This is a genomic window from Pseudomonas putida (assembly GCF_002906855.1).
GTDB lineage: Bacteria > Pseudomonadota > Gammaproteobacteria > Pseudomonadales > Pseudomonadaceae > Aquipseudomonas > Aquipseudomonas putida_N.
In genome coordinates, this window is sequence record NZ_MINI01000028.1 from 868,333 (window position 1) to 892,283 (window position 23,951).

At 64.0% G+C, this 23,951-nt stretch carries 17 protein-coding genes; 13 read left to right on the plus strand and 4 right to left on the minus strand.

All coding sequences use genetic code 11. The features are described from left to right. The first annotated feature begins 4 nt into the window (after window positions 1–4). The 9 genes from BGP85_RS04335 to BGP85_RS04375 all read left to right on the plus strand — a co-directional run bounded on the left by BGP85_RS04335 (window position 5) and on the right by BGP85_RS04375 (window position 16,088). Complete coding sequence (locus BGP85_RS04335; RefSeq protein ID WP_103447511.1) at window positions 5–1,030, plus strand: Ldh family oxidoreductase; 1,026 nt, start codon at window positions 5–7, stop codon at window positions 1,028–1,030. A 116-nt stretch (window positions 1,031–1,146) separates the two neighbouring features. After that, the gene (locus BGP85_RS04340; RefSeq protein WP_103447510.1) at window positions 1,147–2,343 is read left to right on the plus strand and encodes an amino acid aminotransferase; all 1,197 of its coding nucleotides are present in this window, start codon (window positions 1,147–1,149) and stop codon (window positions 2,341–2,343) included. A gap of 270 nt (window positions 2,344–2,613) precedes the next feature. Next, entirely contained in the window at window positions 2,614–3,894 is a 1,281-nt protein-coding gene (locus BGP85_RS04345) for a serine/threonine transporter (protein ID WP_103447509.1), read from the plus strand. Window positions 3,895–4,060: 166 nt separating this feature from the next. After that, the gene (gene tpx, locus BGP85_RS04350) at window positions 4,061–4,561 is read left to right on the plus strand and encodes a thiol peroxidase (RefSeq protein WP_079228358.1); all 501 of its coding nucleotides are present in this window, start codon (window positions 4,061–4,063) and stop codon (window positions 4,559–4,561) included. Window positions 4,562–4,784: 223 nt separating this feature from the next. Then, complete coding sequence (locus BGP85_RS04355) at window positions 4,785–6,086, plus strand: MdtA/MuxA family multidrug efflux RND transporter periplasmic adaptor subunit (RefSeq protein ID WP_103447508.1); 1,302 nt, start codon at window positions 4,785–4,787, stop codon at window positions 6,084–6,086. Then, window positions 6,083–9,181 carry an MdtB/MuxB family multidrug efflux RND transporter permease subunit gene (locus BGP85_RS04360; RefSeq protein WP_103447507.1) on the plus strand — a complete coding sequence of 1,033 codons (3,099 nt, stop codon included), beginning with the start codon at window positions 6,083–6,085 and terminating at the stop codon, window positions 9,179–9,181. Before BGP85_RS04355 ends, BGP85_RS04360 begins: the two co-directional genes overlap by 4 nt. Next, window positions 9,178–12,285, plus strand: coding sequence for an efflux RND transporter permease subunit (locus BGP85_RS04365; protein ID WP_103447506.1), 3,108 nt, complete (start codon window positions 9,178–9,180; stop codon window positions 12,283–12,285). The genes BGP85_RS04360 and BGP85_RS04365 overlap by 4 nt, the downstream gene beginning before the upstream one ends. Beyond that, entirely contained in the window at window positions 12,282–13,769 is a 1,488-nt protein-coding gene (locus tag BGP85_RS04370; RefSeq protein ID WP_103447505.1) for an efflux transporter outer membrane subunit, read from the plus strand. The genes BGP85_RS04365 and BGP85_RS04370 overlap by 4 nt, the downstream gene beginning before the upstream one ends. 231 nt (window positions 13,770–14,000) lie before the next feature. Beyond that, complete coding sequence (locus BGP85_RS04375) at window positions 14,001–16,088, plus strand: putative bifunctional diguanylate cyclase/phosphodiesterase (protein ID WP_103447504.1); 2,088 nt, start codon at window positions 14,001–14,003, stop codon at window positions 16,086–16,088. On the opposite strand, the gene BGP85_RS04380 is transcribed toward BGP85_RS04375, so the two are convergent. After that, window positions 16,085–16,345 carry a DUF1652 domain-containing protein gene (locus BGP85_RS04380; protein WP_085678880.1) on the minus strand — a complete coding sequence of 87 codons (261 nt, stop codon included), beginning with the start codon at window positions 16,343–16,345 and terminating at the stop codon, window positions 16,085–16,087. The genes BGP85_RS04375 and BGP85_RS04380 overlap by 4 nt on opposite strands. A gap of 295 nt (window positions 16,346–16,640) precedes the next feature. Here BGP85_RS04380 and BGP85_RS04385 point away from each other — a divergent pair, with 295 nt between their 5' ends. Next, window positions 16,641–17,870 carry a pyridoxal phosphate-dependent aminotransferase gene (locus BGP85_RS04385; protein ID WP_103447503.1) on the plus strand — a complete coding sequence of 410 codons (1,230 nt, stop codon included), beginning with the start codon at window positions 16,641–16,643 and terminating at the stop codon, window positions 17,868–17,870. Here the strand turns inward: BGP85_RS04385 and BGP85_RS04390 are convergent. Beyond that, window positions 17,796–18,443 (minus strand): DUF1345 domain-containing protein, encoded by a 648-nt coding sequence (locus BGP85_RS04390; RefSeq protein ID WP_103447502.1) that lies wholly within the window; start codon window positions 18,441–18,443, stop codon window positions 17,796–17,798. The genes BGP85_RS04385 and BGP85_RS04390 overlap by 75 nt on opposite strands. 132 nt (window positions 18,444–18,575) lie before the next feature. On the opposite strand from BGP85_RS04390, the gene BGP85_RS04395 reads away from it, so the two are divergent. Continuing rightward, complete coding sequence (locus BGP85_RS04395; RefSeq protein WP_103447501.1) at window positions 18,576–19,490, plus strand: site-specific integrase; 915 nt, start codon at window positions 18,576–18,578, stop codon at window positions 19,488–19,490. A 279-nt stretch (window positions 19,491–19,769) separates the two neighbouring features. Here the strand turns inward: BGP85_RS04395 and BGP85_RS04400 are convergent, their stop codons facing one another. Next, the gene (locus BGP85_RS04400) at window positions 19,770–20,960 is read right to left on the minus strand and encodes a type II secretion system F family protein (protein WP_103447500.1); all 1,191 of its coding nucleotides are present in this window, start codon (window positions 20,958–20,960) and stop codon (window positions 19,770–19,772) included. 11 nt (window positions 20,961–20,971) lie between these two features. Continuing rightward, window positions 20,972–21,397 (minus strand): type II secretion system major pseudopilin GspG, encoded by a 426-nt coding sequence (gspG, locus tag BGP85_RS04405; RefSeq protein ID WP_103447499.1) that lies wholly within the window; start codon window positions 21,395–21,397, stop codon window positions 20,972–20,974. A gap of 185 nt (window positions 21,398–21,582) precedes the next feature. On the opposite strand from gspG, the gene BGP85_RS04410 reads away from it, so the two are divergent. Then, window positions 21,583–22,176 (plus strand): lytic transglycosylase domain-containing protein, encoded by a 594-nt coding sequence (locus tag BGP85_RS04410; RefSeq protein ID WP_103447498.1) that lies wholly within the window; start codon window positions 21,583–21,585, stop codon window positions 22,174–22,176. A 106-nt stretch (window positions 22,177–22,282) separates the two neighbouring features. Then, window positions 22,283–23,740 (plus strand): sensor histidine kinase, encoded by a 1,458-nt coding sequence (locus BGP85_RS04415; RefSeq protein WP_103447497.1) that lies wholly within the window; start codon window positions 22,283–22,285, stop codon window positions 23,738–23,740. Window positions 23,741–23,951 lie beyond the last annotated feature (211 nt).

The window sequence follows — 23,951 nt, forward strand, 5'->3', positions numbered from 1 at the left end:
ACAGATGTCCGCACCTTCCACCAGCCCGCTCGTGCGCGTGCCCGTCACTGCACTGCAGGGGCTGTTGCAAGCGATCTTCCAGCGTCACGGCTGCAGCGAAGCGGTGGCCACCGTGCTGGCCCACAACTGCACCAGTGCCCAGCGCGATGGCGCTCACAGCCATGGCGTGTTTCGTATTCCCGGTTACGTTTCGACCCTGGCCAGTGGCTGGGTCGACGGGCGTGCCACACCACAAGTGACCGATCTGGCGCCAGGCTATGTGCGCGTGGATGCTGCCGGTGGCTTCGCCCAGCCTGCATTGGCAGCGGCCCGGGAGTTGCTGGTGGAAAAGGCCCGCAGCGCTGGCATCGCCGTGCTGGCGATCCACAATTCGCACCATTTCGCCGCGCTGTGGCCCGATGTCGAACCCTTTGCCGATGAGGGGCTGGTGGCACTGAGCGTGGTCAACAGCATGACCTGCGTGGTGCCGCACGGTGCACGCAAACCGCTGTTCGGCACCAACCCGATTGCCTTTGCTGCGCCGTGTGCCGGGCATGACCCGATCGTCTTCGACATGGCCACCAGTGCCATGGCCCATGGCGACGTACAGATCGCCGCGCGTGCCGGCCAGGCACTGCCCGAGGGAATGGGCGTGGATGCCCAGGGCCTGCCGACCACCGACCCCAAGGCCATTCTCGAAGGCGGCGCACTGTTGCCGTTTGGCGGGCACAAGGGGTCGGCGCTGTCGATGATGGTCGAATTGCTGGCGGCGGCGCTGACTGGCGGGCATTTTTCCTGGGAATTCGACTGGTCGCGGCACCCGGGCGCGAAAACACCCTGGACCGGGCAGCTGATCATCGTCATCGATCCGAGCAAGGCCGAGGGTGGCCGGTTTGCCCAGCGCAGCCGCGAACTGGTCGAGCACATGCAGGCTGCAGGGTTGTCGCGCATGCCGGGCGAGCGCCGCTACCGCGAGCGGGAAGTGGCCGAGCGCGAAGGGGTGGCACTGACCGAACAGGAGCTGCAGGGCCTGAAGGCGCTACTCGGCTGAGCCGTTGTGCAAAGTTGCATAGACAACCTTGCACTTATGTGATGTTCCTTGGGCCCGACTCCGGGTATCCTCAGGGCAGTCTTTCCGAACTGTCCTGATCCAAGGAGCTGCACGCTGTGTTCAAACATGTCGATGCCTATGCCGGCGACCCGATCCTCTCGTTGATGGAAACCTTCAAGGCCGACCCGCGCGCCGACAAGGTCAACCTGAGTATCGGCCTGTATTACGATGAGGCCGGTGTGGTGCCGCAGCTGGCAGCGGTGGATGCGGTGGAAAAGCGCATTGCCGGCCAAGCCCATGAAGCCTCGCTGTACCTGCCGATGGAAGGCCTGGCCAGCTACCGCCAGGCGATCCAAGCGCTGCTGTTCGGTGCCGACCACCCGGCCGTGACCGGCAAGCGCGTGGCCACCGTGCAGACCGTTGGCGGCTCCGGCGCGTTGAAAGTCGGTGCCGACTTCCTCAAGCGCTATTTCCCGCAGTCGGAAGTCTGGGTCAGTAACCCGACCTGGGACAACCACCGCGCCATCTTCGAAGGTGCCGGGTTCAAGGTGCACACCTACCCATACTTCGACCAGGCCAGCCGTGGCGTCGACTTCGACGGCATGCTGCAGACCCTGCAGGGCCTGCCGGCCAACAGCATCGTGCTGCTGCACCCGTGCTGCCACAACCCGACCGGTGCCGACCTCGAGCCGGCGCAGTGGCAACAGGTGGTGGAAGTGGTCAAGGCGCGCCAGCTGATCCCGTTCCTCGACATCGCCTACCAGGGCTTCGGCGAAGGCCTGGTCGAAGACGCCTACGCCATCTGCGAAATGGCCCGTGCCGGTGTACCGTGCCTGGTCAGCAACTCGTTCTCCAAGATCTTCTCGCTGTACGGCGAGCGGGTAGGGGGCCTGTCGGTGGTCTGCGACGACGAAGCCACCACCCAGAGCGTGCTCGGCCAGCTCAAGGCCACCGTGCGCCGCAACTACTCCAGCCCACCCAACTTCGGTGCCCAGCTGGTGGCTGGCGTGCTCAACGATGAAGTACTCAACGCCCAGTGGGCCGCAGAAGTGGAAGTGATGCGCAAGCGTATCCTCGACATGCGCCAGGCGCTGGTCGATGCCTTGGCGGTGCTGCTGCCAGGCCAGGACTTCCAGTTCTTCCTGCGCCAGCGCGGCATGTTCAGCTACACCGGCTTCAGCGTCGAGCAGGTGCGTCGCCTGCGTGACGAGTTCGGTGTGTACCTGATCGACAGCGGCCGGGTGTGCATGTCCGGCCTGCGCCCGGCCAACCTGCAACGGGTTGCCGAAGCGTTCGCTGCCGTACAGAAGTAACTGCGCAACGGGCTGTTACCGCTCGCTGCTCGCGACAAAAGGCCGCTCTTACAGGCTAGTGAGAGCGGCCTTTTGCATTGAACGCGGCGTGAAGTAGCACCCTCGGCACAACCTGCTTGTAAAGACAAGTGCAACCGTCCCTCGGACGGGGCTTCGCAAGTGCAACCTTTCCGTGCACAATCGCGCCCCTCTTCCCCGGTTGAGTTGGGCGAATCGTCTAGTTCGCCATTCTCAGCCTGTTGCAGTCTTGCGAGTGGAGCTTCACCCGGAATGAATGAGCAGGCCCCAAGCGTTGAACAACGCTTTGTAGAATCGACCCCCGCCACCCTCGGCGCCTGGTCGCGTAACGACACCACCTGGATGCTGGGCCTGTTCGGCACAGCCATCGGCGCGGGGACCTTGTTCCTGCCAATCAACGCCGGCCTCGGCGGCTTCTGGCCGCTGCTGATTCTGGCCGCGCTGGCCTTCCCGATGACCTATTTCTCCCACCGTGGCCTGACCCGCTTCGTGCTGTCCGGGCGTAACGGGGGCGACATCACCGAAGTGGTCGAAGAGCATTTCGGCATCAAGGCCGGTGCGTTGATCACTGTGCTGTACTTCTTCGCGATCTTCCCGATCCTGCTCATCTATAGCGTGGCACTGACCAACACCGTCAGCAGCTTCATGGAGCACCAGCTGCACATGGCGCCGCCACCGCGGGTCATCCTGTCATTCGTGCTGATCCTCGGCCTGCTGGCCATCGTGCGCTGCGGCGAGCAGGCCACTGTCAAGGTCATGAGCCTGCTGGTGTATCCGTTCATCGTGGCCCTGGGGCTGCTCGGCCTGTACCTGATCCCGCACTGGACCGGTGGCATCCTCGACAGCGCCGCCCAGGTGCCGTCGGGCTCGGCCTTCCTGCATACGCTGTGGCTGGCCATTCCGGTGATGGTGTTCTCGTTCAACCATTCGCCGATCATCTCGGCCTTCGCCGTTGACCAGAAGCGCAGCTATGGCGAGCACGCCGACGAGCGCAGCGGCCAGATCCTGCGCCGTGCCCACCTGCTGATGGTGGTGATGGTGCTGTTCTTCGTGTTCAGCTGCGTGCTCACCCTGAGCAGCGCCCAGCTGGCCGAAGCCAAGGCGCAGAACCTGTCGATCCTGTCGTACCTGGCCAACCACTTCAGCAACCCGACCATTGCCTTTGCCGCGCCGCTGATCGCCTTTGTCGCGATTGCCAAGTCGTTCCTGGGTCACTACATCGGTGCCAGTGAGGGCCTCAAGGGCATCATCGCCAAGACCGGCGCTCGCCCGGGTGCCAAGACCCTGGACCGTGTGGTCGCCGCGCTGATGCTGGTGGTCTGCTGGATCGTCGCCACCCTCAATCCGAGCATCCTCGGCATGATCGAATCGCTGGGCGGCCCGATCCTCGCCGTGCTGCTGTTCCTGATGCCGATGTACGCCATCCGTCGCGTGCCGTCGATGCGTAAGTACAGCGGTGTGCTGTCGAACGTGTTTGTGGTGGTGATCGGCGTGGTTGCACTGACCTCGGTAGTGTACGGCCTGATCGGCTGATTCGCTGTCTGCAATAAGAAAAGTCCGGAGCGTTTGTCGCCATCCGGGCTTTTTTTTGTCCACAGGAATTGTCTGGAAATAGAACAATTTCAATGTGCCCATAGGCACCCGGCCGCCTTCATGATTAACTCAGTGTCCTTTTCAAACCCCGCATAAGGATTTCGTCATGGCTCAAGTGACCCTCAAAGGCAACCCGGTTCAGGTCAAAGGCAACCTGCCACAGGCCGGCGCCCAGGCTCCGGCTTTCTCCCTGGTGGGTGAAGGCCTGGCCGACAAGTCGCTGAAGGACTACGCCGGCAAGCGCAAGGTGCTGAACATTTTCCCGAGCGTCGACACCCCGACCTGCGCCACTTCCGTGCGCAAGTTCAACGCCCAGGCCAACGACGTGGCCAATACCGTGGTGCTGTGCATTTCGGCCGACCTGCCGTTCGCCCAGGCGCGCTTCTGCGGTGCCGAAGGCCTGGAGAACGTGAAGAACCTGTCGACCCTGCGTGGCCGCGAGTTCCTCGAGAACTACGGCGTTGCCATCGCCGACGGCCCGCTGGCCGGCCTGGCTGCCCGTGCCGTGGTGGTGCTGGACGAGAACGACAAGGTGCTGCACAGCGAGCTGGTTGGCGAAATCGCCGACGAGCCGAACTACGACGCAGCCCTGGCTGTGCTGAAGTAAGGATTGCCTGGGGGAGGGTAAAGGAACTCTTCTGCCTGGCCCCTCTCCAAGCAACACCCTGTAACGGCCCGGAACGCTTTCCGGGCCGTTTTCATTTAAAGTTCAACCTTTTGGCAACGTCAGGCAAAGGTAAACCTCTGGTAAAGAGCCTTTGCTATAACGATGCCAGTGCTTATCGTTCATCCTCGCAAGCCACCATTTCCGAACAAGGTTCGTTCAACCCATGCAAGTGTCCAATTCCCGATCCCCTCGTCGCTGGCTCGTCGGCCTGCTGATCCTGCTGCTGGTGGCCTTGCTGGCCTGGTGGCTGTGGCCTGCGGCAACGCCTGACCACAAAGCGGCCGGAGGCGGACGCGGCGGCAAAGGCATGGGCATGGGCAGGCCGGGCTTCGGCGGCTCCACCGACCCGGTGCCGGTGCGCGTCGAACCGGTGCGGGTGGGCGACTTCCCGCTCTACTACAAGGCCCTGGGCACGGTCACGGCGACCAACACGGTGAATGTGCGCAGCCGAGTGGCCGGCGAGCTGGTCAAGATCCATTTCAAGGAGGGCCAGCAGGTCAAGACCGGCGACGTGCTCGCTGAAATCGACCCGCGCCCCTACCGCATCGCCCTGCAGCAGGCCGAAGGCACCCTGGCACAGAACCAGGCACAGCTGAAGAACGCCCAAGTCGACCTGGCGCGTTACAAAGGCCTCTACGCCCAGGACAGCATCGCCAAGCAGACCCTCGACACCGCCGAAGCCCAGGTCGCGCAGTTCCTGGGGCTGGTCAAGACCAACCAGGCTCAGGTCAACGATGCCCGCCTGAACCTCGATTTCACCCAGATCCGCGCCCCCATCAACGGCCGCGTGGGCCTGCGCCAGCTCGACCTGGGCAACCTGGTGGCGGCCAACGACACCACCGCCCTGGTGGTGATCACTCAGACCGAGCCGATCAGTGTCGCCTTCACCCTGCCCGAAACCGAGCTGAACACCGTGCTCGACCGTTACCGCAGTGGCGCCAGCCTGCCGGTCGAGGCCTGGGATCGCACCGACAGCAAACTGCAGGCGACCGGCGTGCTGGGCAGCATCGACAACCAGATCGACACCACCACCGGTACCCTGAAGTTCAAGGGCCGCTTCGAGAACAAGGACCTGGCCCTGTTCCCCAACCAGTTCGTCAACGTGCGCCTGCTGGCCGACACCCTCAAGCAGGTGGTGTTGGCGCCGGCAGCGGCCGTGCAGTTCGGCAACGACGGCACCTTCGCCTATGTGGTCAATGACCAGAGTACGGTCAATATCCGCAAGCTCAAGGTCGGCGCCAGCGATGGCCAGAACAGCGTCATCCTTGACGGCCTCAAGGCCGGCGAACGCCTTGTGCTGGAAGGCACCGACCGCCTGCGTGAAGGCACCAAGGTCGAAGTGGTCGAAGATAGCTCGCAAGTGCCGACCACCCCGGGCCAGCACCTGCAGGGCCAGGACGCCAAGGGTTCGGCGCAGGCCGATGAAGCACCTTCCGGCAAAGCGGCAGGCAAGGCGGGCGCATGAACCTGTCACGCCTGTTCATCCTTCGTCCGGTCGCCACCACGCTGACCATGCTGGCCATCGTCCTGGCTGGCCTGATCGCCTACAAGCTGCTGCCGGTGTCGGCCTTGCCCCAGGTCGACTACCCGACCATCCGGGTCATGACCCTTTACCCGGGCGCCAGCCCGCAGGTCATGACCAGTGCAGTCACCGCCCCGCTGGAACGCCAGTTCGGCCAGATGCCGGGCCTTGAGCAGATGGCGTCGACCAGTTCCGGTGGTGCCTCGGTGCTGACCCTGCGCTTCAGCCTGGACATGAACATGGATGTCGCCGAGCAACAGGTGCAGGCCGCGATCAACGCCGCCAGCAACCTGCTACCCACTGACCTGCCGGCGCCGCCGGTGTACAACAAGGTCAACCCGGCCGACACCCCGGTGCTGACCCTGGCCATCACCAGCAAGACCATGCCGCTGCCCAAACTCAACGACCTGGTCGATACCCGGGTGGCGCAGAAGCTCGCCCAGATCAGTGGCGTGGGCATGGTCAGCATCGCTGGCGGCCAGCGCCAGGCGGTGCGGATCAAGGTCAACGTCGATGCGCTGGCGGCCAACGGCCTCAACCTCGACGACGTGCGCACCCTGATCGGCGCGTCCAACGTCAACCAGCCCAAGGGCAACTTCGACGGCCCGACTCGGGTGTCGATGCTCGACGCCAACGACCAGCTGCGCTCGCCCGAGGAATACGCCAACCTCATCCTTGCCTACAACAATGGCGCGCCGCTGCGCCTGAAGGATGTCGCCGAAATCGTCGACGGCGCCGAGAACGAACGCCTGGCCGCATGGGCCAACCAGAACCAGGCCGTGCTGCTGAACATCCAGCGCCAGCCGGGTGCCAACGTCATCGAGGTGGTCGACCGCATCAAGGAACTGCTGCCATCGATCACCGACAATCTGCCGGCCGGCCTCGATGTCTCGGTGCTCACCGACCGCACTCAGACCATCCGCGCTGCGGTCAAGGACGTGCAGCATGAGCTGCTGATCGCCATCGTGCTGGTGGTGATGGTCACCTTTGTGTTCCTGCGCCGCTTCAGCGCCACGATCATTCCCTCGATCGCCGTACCGCTGTCGCTGATTGGCACCTTTGGCGTGATGTACCTGGCCGGCTTCTCGGTCAACAACCTGACGCTGATGGCCCTGACCATCGCCACCGGTTTCGTGGTCGACGATGCCATCGTCATGCTCGAAAACATCTCGCGCCACATCGAGGAAGGCGAAACGCCGCTGCAGGCAGCGCTGAAGGGCGCCAGGCAGATCGGCTTCACCCTGATCTCGCTGACATTCTCGCTGATCGCCGTGCTGATCCCGCTGCTGTTCATGGCCGACGTGGTCGGCCGCCTGTTCCGCGAATTCGCCATCACCCTGGCGGTGGCCATCCTGATTTCGTTGGTGGTGTCGCTGACCCTGACCCCGATGATGTGCGCGCGCCTGCTCAAGCGCGAGCCCAAGGAGGAAGAGCAGGGCCGCTTCTACCGCGCCAGCGGTGCCTGGATCGACTGGATGATCGAACACTACGGCCGCGGCCTGCAGTGGGTGCTCAAGCACCAGCCGCTGACCCTGCTGGTGGCGGTGGCGACCCTGGCGCTGACCGTGCTGCTGTACATGGTTGTGCCCAAGGGCTTCTTCCCCCAGCAGGATACCGGGGTGATCCAGGGCATTTCCGAAGCGCCGCAGTCGACTTCGTTCGCCGCCATGAGCGAGCGCCAGCAGGCCCTGAGCAAGGTCATCCTGCAGGACCCGGCGGTGCAGAGCCTGTCGTCCTACATCGGTGTCGACGGCGACAACGCCACGCTCAACAGCGGCCGCCTGCTGATCAACCTCAAACCCCACGGCGAGCGTGACGTCACCGCCGGTGAAGTGATCAGCCGGCTGCAGCCGCAACTCGACAAGCTGGTCGGTATCCGCCTGTTCATGCAGCCGGTGCAAGACTTGAGCATCGAGGACCGGGTCAGCCGTACCCAGTACCAGTTCAGCCTGTCGTCGCCCGACGCCGAGCTGCTGGCGCAGTGGAGCGGCAAACTGGTGCAGGCCCTGCAGGAACGCCCGGAGCTGCAGGACGTGGCCAGTGACCTGCAGGACAAGGGCCTGCAGGTGTACCTGGTGATCGACCGTGACATGGCCAGCCGCCTGGGCATCACCGTATCGCAGATCACCAACGCGCTGTACGACGCCTTCGGCCAGCGGCAGATTTCCACCATCTACACCCAGGCCAGCCAGTACCGCGTGGTGTTGCAGGCGCAGGACGCGGCGGTCATCGGCCCGCAGGCGCTGGAGTCGATCCACGTCAAGGCCACCGATGGCGGCCAGGTGCGGCTGTCGGCGCTGGCGCGTATCGAGCAGCGCCAGGCGCAGCTGGCCATTTCGCATATCGGCCAGTTCCCGGCGGTGACGCTGTCGTTCAACCTGGCCCATGGCGCGTCGCTGGGCGAAGCGGTCAAGGCGATCGAACAGGTGCAGCAGGACATCGGCATGCCGCTCGGCGTGCAGACCCGCTTCCAGGGTGCCGCAGAAGCCTTCCAAGCCTCGCTGTCGAGCACCTTGCTGCTGATTCTGGCGGCCGTGGTGACCATGTACATAGTGCTGGGCGTGCTCTATGAGAGCTACATCCACCCGGTGACCATCCTTTCGACCTTGCCATCGGCGGCAGTCGGCGCCTTGCTGGCGTTGATCCTCAGCGGCAATGACCTGGGCATGATCGCCATCATCGGCATCATCCTGCTGATCGGCATCGTCAAGAAAAACGCGATCATGATGATCGACTTTGCCCTGGAGGCCGAGCGCAACCAGGGCATGAGCCCGCGCGATGCAATCTACCAGGCGGCGCTGCTGCGCTTCCGGCCAATCCTGATGACCACCCTGGCCGCGCTGTTTGGCGCCGTACCGCTGATGCTGGCCACCGGTTCCGGTGCCGAGCTGCGGCAGCCGCTGGGCCTGGTGATGGTCGGTGGCCTGCTGGTCAGCCAGGTGCTGACGCTGTTCACCACACCCGTCATCTACCTGTACTTCGACCGCCTGGCCCGCCGCTGGCGCCCGGCCGCTGACGCGCAGCAGGCCGAGGCATGAACCTGTCCGGACCGTTCATCCGCCGGCCAGTGGCGACCATGCTGCTGAGCCTGGCGATCATGCTGCTCGGCGGTGTCAGCTTCGGCCTGCTGCCGGTGGCGCCGTTGCCGCAAATGGACTTCCCGGTGATCGTGGTGTCGGCCAACCTGTCCGGGGCCAGCCCCGAGGTCATGGCCGCCACCGTGGCCACGCCGCTGGAGCGCAAGCTCGGCAGCATCGCCGGCGTCACCACCCTGACCAGCAGCTCGAACCAGGGCTCGACCCGGGTGATCATCGGCTTCGAGATGGGCCGCGACATCGACGGTGCCGCCCGTGAGGTGCAGGCGGCGATCAATGCCACGCGCAACCTGCTGCCCAGCGGCATGCGCAGCATGCCCACCTACAAGAAGATCAACCCGTCGCAGGCGCCGATCATGGTGCTCTCGCTGACCTCCAGTGTGTTGCAGAAGGGCCAGCTGTACGACCTGGCCGACACCATCCTGTCGCAGAGCCTGGCCCAGGTCAGCGGGGTAGGGGAAGTGCAGATCGGCGGCAGCTCGCTGCCGGCGGTGCGCATTGCCGTGGAACCGCAGTTGCTCAACCAGTACAGCCTGTCTCTGGACGAGGTGCGCACGGCGGTGTCGAACGCCAACCAGCGCCGGCCCATGGGCTTTGTCGAGGATGCCGAGCGCAACTGGCAGGTGCGTGCCAACGATCAGCTGGAAACCGCCAAGGACTACGAGCCGATCGTGATCCGCCAGTCGAACGGCACGATCTTGCGCCTGTCTGACGTGGCCACCGTCACCGATGGCGTCGAGAACCGCTACAACAGCGGCTTCTTCAACGACCAGAGCGCCGTGCTACTGGTGGTCAACCGCCAGACCGGCGCCAACATCATCGAAACCGTCGACCAGATCAAGGCACAGCTGCCGGCCCTGCAGTCATTGCTGCCGGCCAGCGTCCAGCTGAACGTGGCCATGGACCGCTCACCGGTGATCAAGGCCACTCTCAAGGAGGCCGAGCACACCCTGCTGATCGCCGTGGTACTGGTGATCCTGGTGGTCTACGTGTTCCTCGGCAGCCTGCGCGCTTCGCTGATTCCCAGCCTCGCGGTACCGGTGTCGCTGGTGGGCACCTTCGCGGTGATGTATCTGTGCGGTTTCTCGTTGAACAACCTGTCGCTGATGGCGCTGATCCTGGCCACCGGCCTGGTGGTGGACGATGCCATCGTGGTGCTGGAGAACATCTCCCGGCACATCGAGGATGGCCAGCCGCCGATGCGCGCGGCGTTCCTCGGCGCCAAGGAAGTCGGCTTCACCTTGCTCTCGATGAACGTCTCGCTGGTGGCCGTGTTCGTCTCGATCCTGTTCATGGGCGGCATCGTGCGCAACCTGTTCCAGGAGTTCTCGATCACCCTGGCGGCGGCGATCATCGTCTCGCTGGTGGTGTCGCTGACCCTCACGCCGATGCTCTGTGCCCGTTGGCTCAAGCCTCACCGCGCCGAACCGACACGCCTGCAACGCTGGAGCGACAAGGCTCACCAGCGCATGGTCGATGTCTACGACCGCAGCCTCGGCTGGGCCCTGCGCCACAAGCGGCTGACCCTGATCAGCCTGCTGGCGACCATCGGCCTGAACATCGCCCTGTACGTGGTGGTGCCCAAGACCCTGATGCCGCAACAGGACACCGGTCAGCTGATGGGCTTTATCCGCGGCGACGACGGCCTGTCGTTCAGCGTGATGCAGCCGAAGATGGAGATCTACCGCCGTGCCTTGCTCGCCGACCCGGCGGTGGAAAGCGTGGCCGGCTTCATCGGTGGCAACAGCGGCACCAACAACGCCATGGTGCTGGTGCGGCTGAAGCCGATCAACGAGCGCAAGCTCGATGCGCAGAAGGTCATCGAACGCCTGCGCAAGGAAATGCCCAAGGTACCGGGTGGGCGGCTGTTCCTGATGGCCGACCAGGATCTGCAGCTGGGCGGCGGTGGCCGTGACCAGACCTCTTCGCAGTATCTGTATACCTTGCAGAGCGGCGACCTGGCGGCCCTGCGCCAGTGGTTCCCCAAGGTGGTCGCGGCCCTGCGCGCATTGCCCGAACTGACTGCCATCGACGCCCGCGACGGCTCCGGTACGCAGCAGGTGACCCTGGTGGTCGACCGTGACCAGGCCAAGCGCCTGGGCATCGACATGGACATGGTCACTGCGGTGCTGAACAACGCCTACAGCCAGCGGCAGATCTCGACCATCTACGACAGCCTGAACCAGTACCAGGTGGTCCTGGAGATCAATCCGAAATACGCCTGGGACCCGAGCACCCTGGAACAGGTGCAGGTGATCACCAGCGACGGTGCGCGGGTGCCGCTGTCGACCATTGCCCACTATGAGAACAGCCTGGCCAATGACCGGGTCAGCCACGAAGGCCAGTTCGCCTCCGAAGACATCGCCTTCGACGTTGCCGAAGGCTACAGCCCCGACCAGGCCATGGCCGCGGTGGAGCGGGAAGTGGCAAAGCTTGGCCTGCCCGAGGAGGTCATCGCCAAGCTCGGCGGCACGGCCAGCGCCTTCGCCAAGACCCAGGAAGGGCAGCCGTTCATGATCCTCGGTGCGCTGGTGCTGGTGTATCTGGTGCTGGGCATTCTCTACGAAAGCTACATCCACCCGCTGACCATTCTGTCGACCTTGCCCTCGGCCGGTGTCGGTGCCTTGCTCGCGCTGTACGCCACGGGCGGCGAGTTCAGCCTGATCTCGCTGCTGGGCCTGTTCCTGCTGATCGGCGTGGTGAAGAAGAACGCCATCCTGATGATCGACTTGGCGCTGCAACTTGAGCGCCACCAGGGCCTGAGCCCGGAAGAGTCGATCCGCCGCGCCTGCCTGCTGCGCTTGCGGCCGATCCTGATGACCACCCTGGCGGCCATCCTCGGCGCCTTGCCGCTGCTGATCAGCCGCGCCGAAGGTGCGGAAATGCGCCAGCCGCTGGGCCTGACCATCATCGGCGGCCTGGTCGTCAGCCAGCTGCTGACCCTTTACACGACGCCGGTGGTGTACCTGTACCTGGACCGCCTGCGTCACCGATTCAACCATTGGCGCGGTATCCGCACCGACGCCGCCCTGGACACACCGCTATGAACTTCGCCCAGACCCGACTTCACCGTGCCTTGCAGCTGCTGACCCGTGGGCGGGGCTCACGCCTGGCCGGTGCCGGGCTGTGCGTGGCCATGCTCAGTGCCTGTACCCTGAGCCCGGACTACCACCGCCCGGAACTGAGCACGCCGGCACAATACAAGCAGGCCGAAGGCTGGACCCAGGCCAACCCGTCCGATGCCATCGCCCGTGGCGCCTGGTGGGAGATCTACGGTGATGCCGGGCTGAACGCGCTGGTCGAGGAACTCAACCGCAGCAACCAGACCGTCGCGCAATCGGAAGCCCAGTACCGCCAGGCCCAGGCCTTGGTGCGCAGCAGCCGGGCGTCGCTGTTCCCCAGCCTGGACCTGACAGCAACCAAGAACCGCTCGGCACAAGGCACCGGCAGCTCCAGTTCGAGCCTGTCCAACAACAGCAGCGGTATCCGCAACACCTACAACGCGCAGCTCGGTGTCAGCTGGGAAATCGACCTGTGGGGCAAGCTGCGCGAAACCATGAATGCCAATGAAGCCAGTGCCGAAGCCAGCTTCGCCGACCTGGCCGCGATCCGCCTCAGTCAGCAGTCGGAGCTTGTGCAGAACTACCTCCAGCTGCGGGTGATCGACGAGCAGAAGCGCTTGCTCGAAGCGACTGTCGCGACCTACGAGCGGTCACTGCGGATGAACGAGAACCAGTACCGTGCCGGCGTCGCCGGCCCGGACGCAGTGGCCCAGGCGCGTACCCAGCTGAAGTCCACACAGGCTGACCTGATCGACCTGATCTGGCAGCGCGCGCAGTTCGAGAACGCCATCGCCGTACTGCTGGGCAAGGCCCCGGCGGAGTTCTCCCTGGCCGACAGCAAAAGCATTCCGGCACTGCCGCAGATTCCGGTGGCGCTGCCGTCGCAACTGCTCGAACGCCGCCCGGACATCGCCTCTGCCGAGCGCAACGTGATGGCCGCCAACGCCAATATCGGCGTGGCCCGCGCCGCCTACTTCCCGGACTTGAGCCTGAGCATGAGCGGCGGCTATTCCAGCAGCAGCTTCAGCAACTGGATCGAGCTGCCCAACCGCTACTGGTCGGTGGGGCCGCAATTGGCAATGACCTTGTTCGACGCCGGCAAGCGTAGCGCCGAGGTTGACCGCACCAGGGCGGTGTATGATCAGACCGTGGCGCAATACCGCCAGACCGTGCTCGACGGCTTCAAGGAGGTGGAGAACTTCCTGGTGCAGTTGAAGGTGTACGCCGATGAAGCCGTGGTACGCCAGGAAGCGCTGGAAGCGGCACGCGAATCGTTGCGCCTGACCGAGAACCAGTACCGGGCGGGCCTGATCGGTTACCTCGATGTGGTCAACGTGCAGACCACCGCGTTGAGTAACGAACGTAGTGTGTTGACCCTGCTGCAAGGGCGGTTGGTGGCCAGCGTGCAGCTGATTGCCGCGCTGGGTGGCGGCTGGGATGGCGAACAAGCATTTGCCCAACAGGACTAAGCCACATTCATTCTAGGAGCGGCCTTGCCGGGGCGCTCCTACAAAATGCGGGTCAATCGACAAATGGCAATGTGCCTTCATTCAGTAATGAAAGCGCTCTAACTCAAGCATTCCGAAATCTCTTGTCATTCGTTGGATCCATTCCCATTCGCACAAACTCCGTGCGTTTCGCCAAAGCTTGAGTACAATCGCCAGTTTTTCCGGGCCCCCTGTCCCGAGCTGGATTTTCCGATGCTGACCGGTAGTTATTCCTCCGCGCTGGTGCTGATTTCACTTTGCGTAGCCATCCTTGCTTCTTACACCGCCCTTGACCTGACTGGCCGCATCGCCACGGCCAAGGGCCGTGCCATGTATTTGTGGATGGGCGGGGGGGCGCTTGCCATGGGCATCGGCGTGTGGTCGATGCACTTCATAGGCATGCTCGCTTTCAGCTTACCTATCTCCCTGGGCTACGACATCGGCCTGACCGCGCTCTCGCTGGTGATCGCAGTATTGTCTTCCGGCTTCGCCCTGTGGCTGGTAAGCCAGCCAAGCCTGCCCCGGCTGCAGCTGGCCTTTGGCGCCCTGATCATGGGCACTGGTATCGCCTGTATGCATTACACCGGCATGGCTGCACTGCGCATGCTGCCCGGGATCGATTATGACCCGACCTTGTTCGGTGCCTCGCTGGCCATAGCGGTAGGCGCTTCGGCGGCCGCATTGTGGATCGCCTTCCGCCTCCGTCAGCACACCCCCTACGTGCGCCAGATCCGCGGCCTGGCGGCCATGGTGATGGGTGTTGCCATCGTCGGCATGCACTACACCGGCATGGCCGCGGCGAATTTCCCCGAGGGCAGCTACTGTGGCGCGCTGGTGAGCGGCCTGCAGGGTGATGGCCTGGTCTATCTGGTGTTGATCACCACCTTGGCAGTGCTGGCCGTAGCGTTGCTCACGTCGGTGCTGGATGCGCGCCTGGAAGCACGCACGGCAGCACTGGCCCACTCGTTGACCCTGGCCAACCAGGAACTGACCCAGCTGGCTTTGCACGACACCTTGACTGGGCTGCCCAACCGCACGCTGTTGTCCGACCGCATCGAGCAGGCGATTGGCAAGGTGGCGGAGCAGGGTGGCTGCTTTGCGCTGATGTTCATTGACCTGGATGGTTTCAAGCCGGTAAACGACGCCTTTGGCCATCATGTTGGCGACCTGCTGCTCAAGGCCGTGGCGGCTCGCCTGCGCGGCCACCTGCACAGCCAGGACACCTTGGCGCGCATCGGCGGTGACGAGTTCGTGCTGCTGGTGGAACTGCAGGAGCCGGAAGATGCCATGGATGTCGCGGTCAAGCAGGTCAACCTGGTGTCGCGTGCCTTCCGCGTCGCCGAGCATGACCTGCAACTCACAGCCAGCCTGGGCATCGTGATGTACCCCGGCAACGGCCAGGACCAGCTCGAACTGCTGCGCAACGCCGACGCGGCCATGTACCACGCCAAGAGCGCCGGCAAGAACGGTTACACCTTCTTCGACGTGTCGATGAACAGCAACGCCCGGCAACAGTTGCAACTGCTGCAGGACCTGCGGGCGGCCCTCGAACAGGGTCAGTTCCGCCTGCACTACCAGCCCAAGTTCGACGCCCAGGCTTGCAGGCCGATCGGTGCCGAAGCCTTGCTGCGCTGGGAGCACCCACAGCACGGGCTGATGCTGCCTGACCGTTTCATTGGCCTGGCGGAAAAGACCGGCCTGATCATCCCGATTGGCGAATGGGTGCTGGATGAAGCCTGCGGGCAGATGCGCCAGTGGCTCGAGCAAGGGCACAGCGATTGGCGCATGGCAGTCAACCTGTCGGCCATCCAGTTCTGCCATGCCGGCCTGGTCGACAGTGTTGCCCGCGCCCTGCAGGAGAACGGCCTGCCGGCCAACTGCCTGACCCTGGAGATCACCGAAACTACCGCCATGCACGACGCCGATGCCAGCCTGACCGTGCTGCAGCGGCTTTCCGACATGGGTGTGGACCTGTCTATCGACGACTTCGGCACCGGTTATTCGAGCCTGATGTACCTCAAGCGCCTGCCCGCCAACGAGCTGAAGATCGACCGTGGGTTCGTACGTGACCTGGAACAGGACAGCGATGATGCCGCGATCGTCTCGGCAATCGTCGCCTTGGGCCAGGCACTGGGCCTGCGCATCGTTGCCGAAGGGGTGGAAACCAACCGCCAGCAGGACTTCCTGACCCGCCTGGGCTGTGATTCGCTGCAAGGCTATCTGCTCGGCCAGCCGGTGCCGGCCGAGCAGTTCATGGGCAGGTTGCAGGCGTTGCGCGAAGAAACCGAAGCGGTTGTCTAGCCCGCATCCAGCAGAGTGAAGGGTGGGGCAAAGGCTTCCATCTCGGCCTCCACGGCCTCGATGATGCGTTCGACATCTGCTGCGGCCATGATCGCCGTGCAGGGGATGCCGGCAATGGCCAGCAGGGTCTCGCCCGTGGCCCGATCGAACAGCCGTGCAACCATGCTGCGCGGTGCATCCATGCTGGCTTCGAAGCCCAGCGGATGGAAGTGCCAGCGCATCACCTGGCAGGCGTTGGGGAACGTCATCTTGTTCAAGCCAGCCTCCTTGTCCTTGCCTGGACGCGGTGATCGACCGCCGTTCGCTCGGCTGCCGGGAACCTAACCATAGCACCTGCCACAGCCGCATGTTCGGCCCAGGACAAGACAAATGTATGAATGCATGACAGCGTTCACACACCTGTCGTGCACGCCGTCTGGCGGCAAAAGGCCACGCAAACGTTTTCCCCGCACGATGCCTGCATGGTTGCCGATTTGCTCTGCTATTTTTATCCACATTCGGCGCACAGCGTTTCGGACGAGCGGTGCGAGCTGGGCAGACAGGGAGACAGTCATGCACTATTCCACGCTCACCCAACGCATCGCCGGCGAAGCCGTTGCGGCGTGGGATATTCATTACCAGGCTCAGGCACTGCGCCGCGATGGGCGCGAAATCTTCCTGTTGTCGATGGGTGATCCGGACTTCGACACGCCAGCGCCGGTGGTCGATGCGGCGATCGCCAGCCTGCAGCGTGGCGAAACCCATTACAGCGACGTGCACGGCAGCTTGGCGCTGCGTCAGGCGATTGCCCGGCGCACAGGTACGCAGGTTTCGGCTGATCAGGTGATGGTCCTCGCCGGTGCCCAGTGCGCGCTGTACGCGGTTTGCCAATGCCTGTTCGAACGCGGCGACGAGGTGATCGTCGCCGAGCCCATGTATGTGACCTATCAGGGCGTGCTTGGCGCCTGCGAGGCACAGCCCGTGCAGGTACCTGTCAGCCCGGAGCACGGCTTTCGCCTTGACCCGATGGCAGTGGCCCGGGCGATCACCCCGCGTACCCGTGGCCTGCTGCTCAACACCCCGCATAACCCGACCGGAGCCGCCATTTCGCCGCAGGATATGGCGCTGCTGGCTCAACTGTGCCGCGAACATGACCTGTGGCTGGTGTGCGATCAGGTGTATAGCGGTTTGCTGTTCGACGGCGAACCGGCAGACCCACTTAGCCTGCCGGGCATGGCCGAGCGCTGCGTGCTGATCGACAGCGTGTCCAAGTCCCACGCCATGAGCGGATGGCGGGTGGGCTGGGTGGTGGGCCCGCAACCGTTGATTGCGCACCTGGCTACCTTGGCCATGGCGATGCTGTTCGGCCTGCCGGAGTTTGTCATGGCCGCTGTCTGCGTGGCGCTGGAGCAGGACCTGCCGGCCGTGTACGCGATGCGCGAGGCCTATCGGCAGCGTCGCGACCAAGTCTGTGCAGCCCTGGCGGATTGCCCAGGAGTGCTCGCCCATCGACCGGCGGGCGGCATGTTCGTCATGCTCGATATCCGTGCCACCGGGCTCAGCGCCCAGGCCTTCGCCCAGCGCCTGCTGTTGGAGGAGGGCGTGTCGCTTTTGCCCGGTGATGCCTTCGGCCCTAGTGCATCGGGGCATGTGCGCATGGGACTGGTGGTCGATGCCGAGCGCCTTGAACATGCCTGCAAGCGCATCGCCGCCTGCGCCAGGCGGGTACTAGCCGAGCAGGCCTGCCGCAATATTGATGGTGAAGCCCAGAATCGCCGTGTTGAACACAAAACCTACCAGTGAATGCGCCAGCACCACCCGGCGCATGCCACGCCCGCCGACGCCGACGTCGGAGGTCTGCACGGCAACGCTGATGGTGAACGAGAAGTAGTGGAAGTCCCAGTAATCCGGGTTGCACTCACCGTCGGGGAAGCGCAGCGCCGGCGCATTGCGCTCGCCGGTGTAGAACAGGCGGGCGTAGTGCAGGCTGAAGATGCAGCCGATCAGCAGCCACGAGCCGGCCACTGTCAGCCCGGTGTACAGGTAGTGCAGGGCCAGCGCACTGCCTTGCAAACCGCGGCTGGAGACCAGTTGCAGGGTCACGGCGGCCAGACTTGCGATGGCGGCGATGCAGACGGTGAACAGGACCAGGCCGGCGTTCTCGTCCTCGATACGGGCGACTTTGCGTACCTTGTCGGGGGTGGCCCTACAGGTCAGCCACAGCACCAACAGCAGATACAGCCAGACGCCCAGGTTCCAGCCGGCGAGGATGCGCTGGACCGTATCGTCGGCAGGGATCAGCCAGGCGCCGATGAGGCCGACCAGTGCGGCGATGCTAAGGCGCGGGTGAGTACGGGTCAGGCGATGGAAAACCATAGGAGCTCGCTGGCGTTGGCTTGGTCTGAACTCTAGACCACAGATCGCTCCGGACGCCTTGCGTTCGATCAATCGGCGCGGTTTACGGTACCATTGCGCGCCGTTGCTTCGATTCGCTTCAGGATTCACGTTTTGTCCGACCTCTCGCAAAATCCACTGCTGCAATACCTGGCCCGGCTGGCACCTTCCAGCCAGCAGACCATGCGTTACATTCTCCAGGATGCCGCCGACCGGCTCGGCTTCGTCGACTGCAACCTCGTCGACGTGCCGTGGCACCGGCTCGAACCTGGCCATGTGATTGCGCTGGTGGCGGCATTGCGCGCCGATGGCTACGCGCCGAACAGCTCCTCGCTGTATGTCAACGCGGTGCGCGGAGTGATGAACGAGGCGTGGCGCCAAGGCCTGATCGACCATGAGCAGCTGTTGCGTATCCGCGAGGTCAAACCGGCGTCCGGCAGCCGGCTGCCGCCCGGGCGCAACCTGCGGCGCAGCCTGATCCGCGAACTGATGGACGTGTGCGAGGCCGACCCTCGGCCACAGGGCGTGCGCGATGCGGCCATTATCGCCTTGCTCTACGGTACCGGGATGCGCAAGTCGGAGTCGGTGGACATCGACCTCAGCCAGGTCGACTTCGAGGCGCGCAGCCTGCAGGTCACTGGCAAGGGCAACCGTCAGCTGATCAAGTACGCCCCGGCCTGGGCGTTCGAGAAGCTGCAGGTCTGGCTGGACTTGCGGCGGGAGGCGTTGCCTGAAGGGGCGTCCGACGACCCGTTCCTGTTCAACCGCATCCGCCGGGGCAACCACATCACCCGTGCCCGCATCACCAAGCATGCGATCTACTACATCGCCCGCCAGCGCGGTGCCCAGGTGGGGGTGAAGATCATGCCCCACGATTTTCGCCGGGCGTTCATCACCCGGGTGATCGAAGAGCATGACCTGTCGATCGCGCAGAAGCTGGCACATCATGCCAACATCCAGACCACCGCCGGTTATGATCGGCGCGATGACAACGAGCGGCGGCGTGCGGTGGATCGGTTCGACTACTGATTCGTCTTAAGCCTTGTAGCGCCTATGAGATCGAGCGCCGCCCGCGCGGCGCATCGCGAGCTGTGCTCGCTCCTACGTTTGTTTTTGGCCAGTAACGCCTGTGACAGGCGCGCGCGACCGCCTTGTCTGTACGACGCGATATCGCGCCATGCGCCAAGGCGTTCGCGCGCAATATCCACAGGAATAATTGGCCCGAAACAAACGTAGGAGCGAGCACAGCTCGCGATGCGCCGCGCGGGCGGCGCTCGATCTCCATAGGCGCTGCAAAACCCCCGACGATCAATGAATACTCGAAGCCAGGTCGAAGATCGGCATATACATCAGGATCACGATGACCCCGATCAGCAGCCCGATGAAGGTCATCAGCAGCGGCTCGAACAGTTTCACGAACCACTCCACCCAGCGGCCGATTTCTTGATCATGGAAATCCGCGCAGCGTTCCAGCATTTCCCCCAGGTTCCCCGATTGTTCCCCCGCCCGCAGCAGCCGCAGCGACACGGGCGTGACCAACTGCCCGGCTTCCAGCGCATCCGATAACGGCAGCCCTTCACCGACGCGCCGGCTGGCCTGTTCAAGGCCTTGCGCCGAAGCGCTGCCGAGCAGCCCGTGGGCCATGCCCATGGCGGTGAGAATCGGGATGCCGCCCTGCAGCAGGATACCCAGCGAGCGGTAGAAACGCGCCAGTTCATACATCACCAGGCGCTGATGCAGGGCCGGCAATCGCCGCAGTTGCCGTGATGCACAGCGCCGTACCAACGGGTTGCGGCGCATTACCACCAGCGTACCGATGCCGCCCGCAACGGCCAGTCCCAGCGGCAGTTGCTGGGCATGCAGGAACAGGCCGATGTCCATCAGTACCCGGGACATCCAGGGCAGCTCGCTGCCCATGCCCTCGAACACCAGGCTGAAGCGCGGCACCACATAGCCGAGCAGGAACAGCACCACGCCGCCGCCTACCAGCAACAGCAGCAACGGGTAGACCGAAGCACCCACCAGTTTCTGTCGGACCAGATCCAGGCGCTGGCGATAACCGATGTAGCGGGCCAGGGCATCGCCCAGCGCGCCGGTGCGCTCGCTGGACTGCACCAGCGCCACGTACAGCGGCGGGAAGACCCGTGGCTGCTGCGCCAAAGACTGGGACAGCGAGTGGCCTTCATAGAGCTGGCGCACCAGTTCGGTCAGGACTTTGCGCGAGGCGCCGATGGGGGATTTTTCCGCCAGGCTTTCCAGGGCATCGATCAGCGGCAGGCCGGCGTGCAGCAGGGTGGTCAGTTCCTGGCTGAACAGCACCAGGTCGAATGTCGCCGCGCGGCGCCAGACCAGGCCGCCCAGGGCTTTGCCCTTACCGCGCACGCTGACCACCCGCAGCCCCTGGTTCTCGGCCTGGCGACGCGCGTGCTCGGCATCCTCGGCGTCGATCTGCAGCTGTACGATACCCTGTCTGCCGAGGGCCTTGAGGCTATAGCGCATGTGAGTTCTCCTCATTGCCAGCTGGTGATTTCGGCGTTCTCGCCATCGCCGCCGGGCTGGCCGTCCTTGCCCATCGACAGCAGGTCGTACTCACCGCCGTTTTCACCCGGCTGACGGTAGATGTAAGCGCGGCCCCATGGGTCCTGCGGCACGGCCTTCTGCAGGTAGGGCCCCGACCAGTGAGACTCGCCGCTGGGGGCGGCGACCAGCGCCTGCAGGCCCTGTTCGCTGGTGGGGTAATGGCCCACCTCCAGGCGGTACAGGTCCAGGGCCTTGCCCAGGCCTTCGATCTGCGCCTTCGCCACCTTGGCTTCCGAGCGACCGAGCTGGCTGAAGTACTTGGGCGCGACGATACCGGCCAACAAACCGAGCACCACCAGGACCACCAGGAGTTCAAGCAGGGTGAAGCCACGTTGGGGGTTGGATCTGCGCTGCATGGTGAAGCCCTCCGCTGCATGGTGACACGCTTTTTCAAGCCACATGCAACAGCCGTGCACGTCTGCCTCGGGGCCTTGCGCCATGCGCCATGGCAAGCGGCACAGTGCTTGCGTCGTAGCAGAAAAGCCCGGGTTTTCCGGGGCATTTCCCCCATATCGGGGGGCACGGCGGGGAGGCGACCGACATGCGCGTGGTGATCCTGGTAGTGACCTGGCTGGTGGCGGCAAGCGCCCAGGCCGACATGTACATTTCCATCGATGCCAAGGGTGGTTATGTACTGAGCAACGTCCACCGGCCAGGGCGCCATTACGAACGGGTGATCAGCGAGCCACTTGCCCAGGCTGGCCCGGCCGGTGCCCAGTTGATCACCGGGCGGCCCTATGCCGAACTGGTGGCGGCGGCGGCCCGCGACTACGATGTGCCGCTGGCGCTGCTGCATGCGCTGATCAAGGCCGAATCAGGCTACAACCCGAAGGCTCGCTCGGCGGCAGGGGCGGTGGGGCTGATGCAACTGATGCCGGACACGGCCAAGGAGATGGGCGTGGAAGACATCCTTGACCCCGAAGACAACGTGCAGGGCGGGGCGCGCTACCTGAAACGCATGCTGACCCTATTCGACAATGATATCACCCTGGCCGTGGCGGCCTACAACGCGGGCCCCGATGCCGTGCGGCGGCGCGGCGCGGTACCGCCGTTCGCCGAGACCCGTCGCTACGTGCCAAACGTGTTGCGCGAATACCGCAAGCTGCAGGGGTTGGCCGATGACTCGCCCCTCTGATCGGGCCTTGCGTCGCGAAAGTGGCGCAACTCGTCCCCAATCAATGCCATGGTTACCCAACTCTGGGCTATAACCTTTCAACAGGTGCCCTGCAGTGGAGTCCGTCATGGACATCGCCCCCCGTTCCGAAGCACCCGAGGCGCCTGCGGGCAGCGACGCCGCTACCCCGCGCAGGCCGTTCAACCTGCTGCGCTGGTACGCCTGGGTGAGCCTGGCGATCATCCTCTCGGTTGCCGCAGGGCTGGGGCTGATTTCCAGTCGCTTCATCATCGATGAGAGCATCGAGCGCGACGCCTTGCTCACCGCGCAGTTCATCACCTCGATCGCCGACGCCGAAGTACGCCATGTGTCGATCCCCAATGTGCGCACCATGGGCGAACTGCTCGACCCGCGCACCGACCGTGTGGCCATGCCTGACGTCGACCCGCAAGCGCGGCGCACGGCCCGTGGTGAGTTTCTTGACCACATCGCCCACCTGCCGGACATACTGCTGGCCAACATCTATGCCCCGGACCGCACGGTGATCTGGTCGACCAACCCGGCCCTGACGGGCAAGTTGATCAATGCCGATGATGACCTGGAACGGGCCTTCGAACACAAGATGCGGGTGTCGGCAAGCTATCACGATTTCGAACAGGCACGCACCGAACAGAAGTTCGTGACCCCGCCGGAGCAACTGTTCATCGAAAACTACATCCCTTTGTTCGATGCTGACGGCGATAGCGTCACGGCAATGGTGGAAATCTACAAGGAGCCCCACGACCTGATCGTGCGCATCGAGCACGGGCTGATTCTGATCTGGCTGGCCATCACCGTGGGGGCTGCGCTGGTCTACATCGGCCTGTACGGCATCATGCGCCGCGCCGCGCGGGTGATGGCGGTGCAACAGAAACGGCTGATCAACAGCGAGACTTATGTGGCCCTTGGCGAAGTGTCTTCTGCGGTCGCCCACAGCCTGCGCAACCCGCTGGCCAGCATCCGCTCCAGCGCCGAACTGGCCCAGGCCTTCGATGACGGCCCGGCACAACGTAACATCAATGAGATCATCAGCCAGGTCGACCGCATGTCGCAGTGGATTCGCCAGTTGCTGCAATCCTTGCGGCCGCTGAATGACGAAGCGGTACCGGTCGACCTGCCAAAGGTCCTGCAGGAGAGCTTGCAGAGTTTCGCCGTGCCGCTTGCCCGCAGCGGGGTAACCCTGGACCTGCGACCGTTATCGTCGGTGCAGGTGCTCAGCCATCCGGCGCTGCTCGGGCAGATCTTCAACAGCCTGATCGTTAATGCCTTGGAGGCGATGGAGCAGGGCGGGCAGTTGCGTATCGAGGTGGTCAAGCGTGACCGGCGCAGCCTGACCTTACGCCTGGCCGATACCGGAAAAGGCATGAACGAAAAGCAGCAGCGCTTGGCGTTCAGGCCATTTTTCAGCACCAAGCCAGGTGGGCTGGGTGTGGGGCTGGTACTGGTCAAACGCATCATGGAACGCTTTGGCGGTTCAGTCCGGCTGAGCAGCAGCCAAGGCCATGGCACGCGGGTCTCGCTGTGTTTCCGGCTGGTGCGGTCATGACCACTAAAAACACATTACGATATAAGTAGCTGATATATATGAAATTGTTAATTTTTGGGTAAAGAGTACCCAAATGTGGGGAATCAACCTCGAACTGAAACCATGAATACTCTGTAACTAATTGATTTATTTGGATATGACGATTGGTTAACGGGCGTGGCGGAGTTCTTGCAGGTACTCGCAGCAGGTAACGCGCGACAAAGGCGGCAGA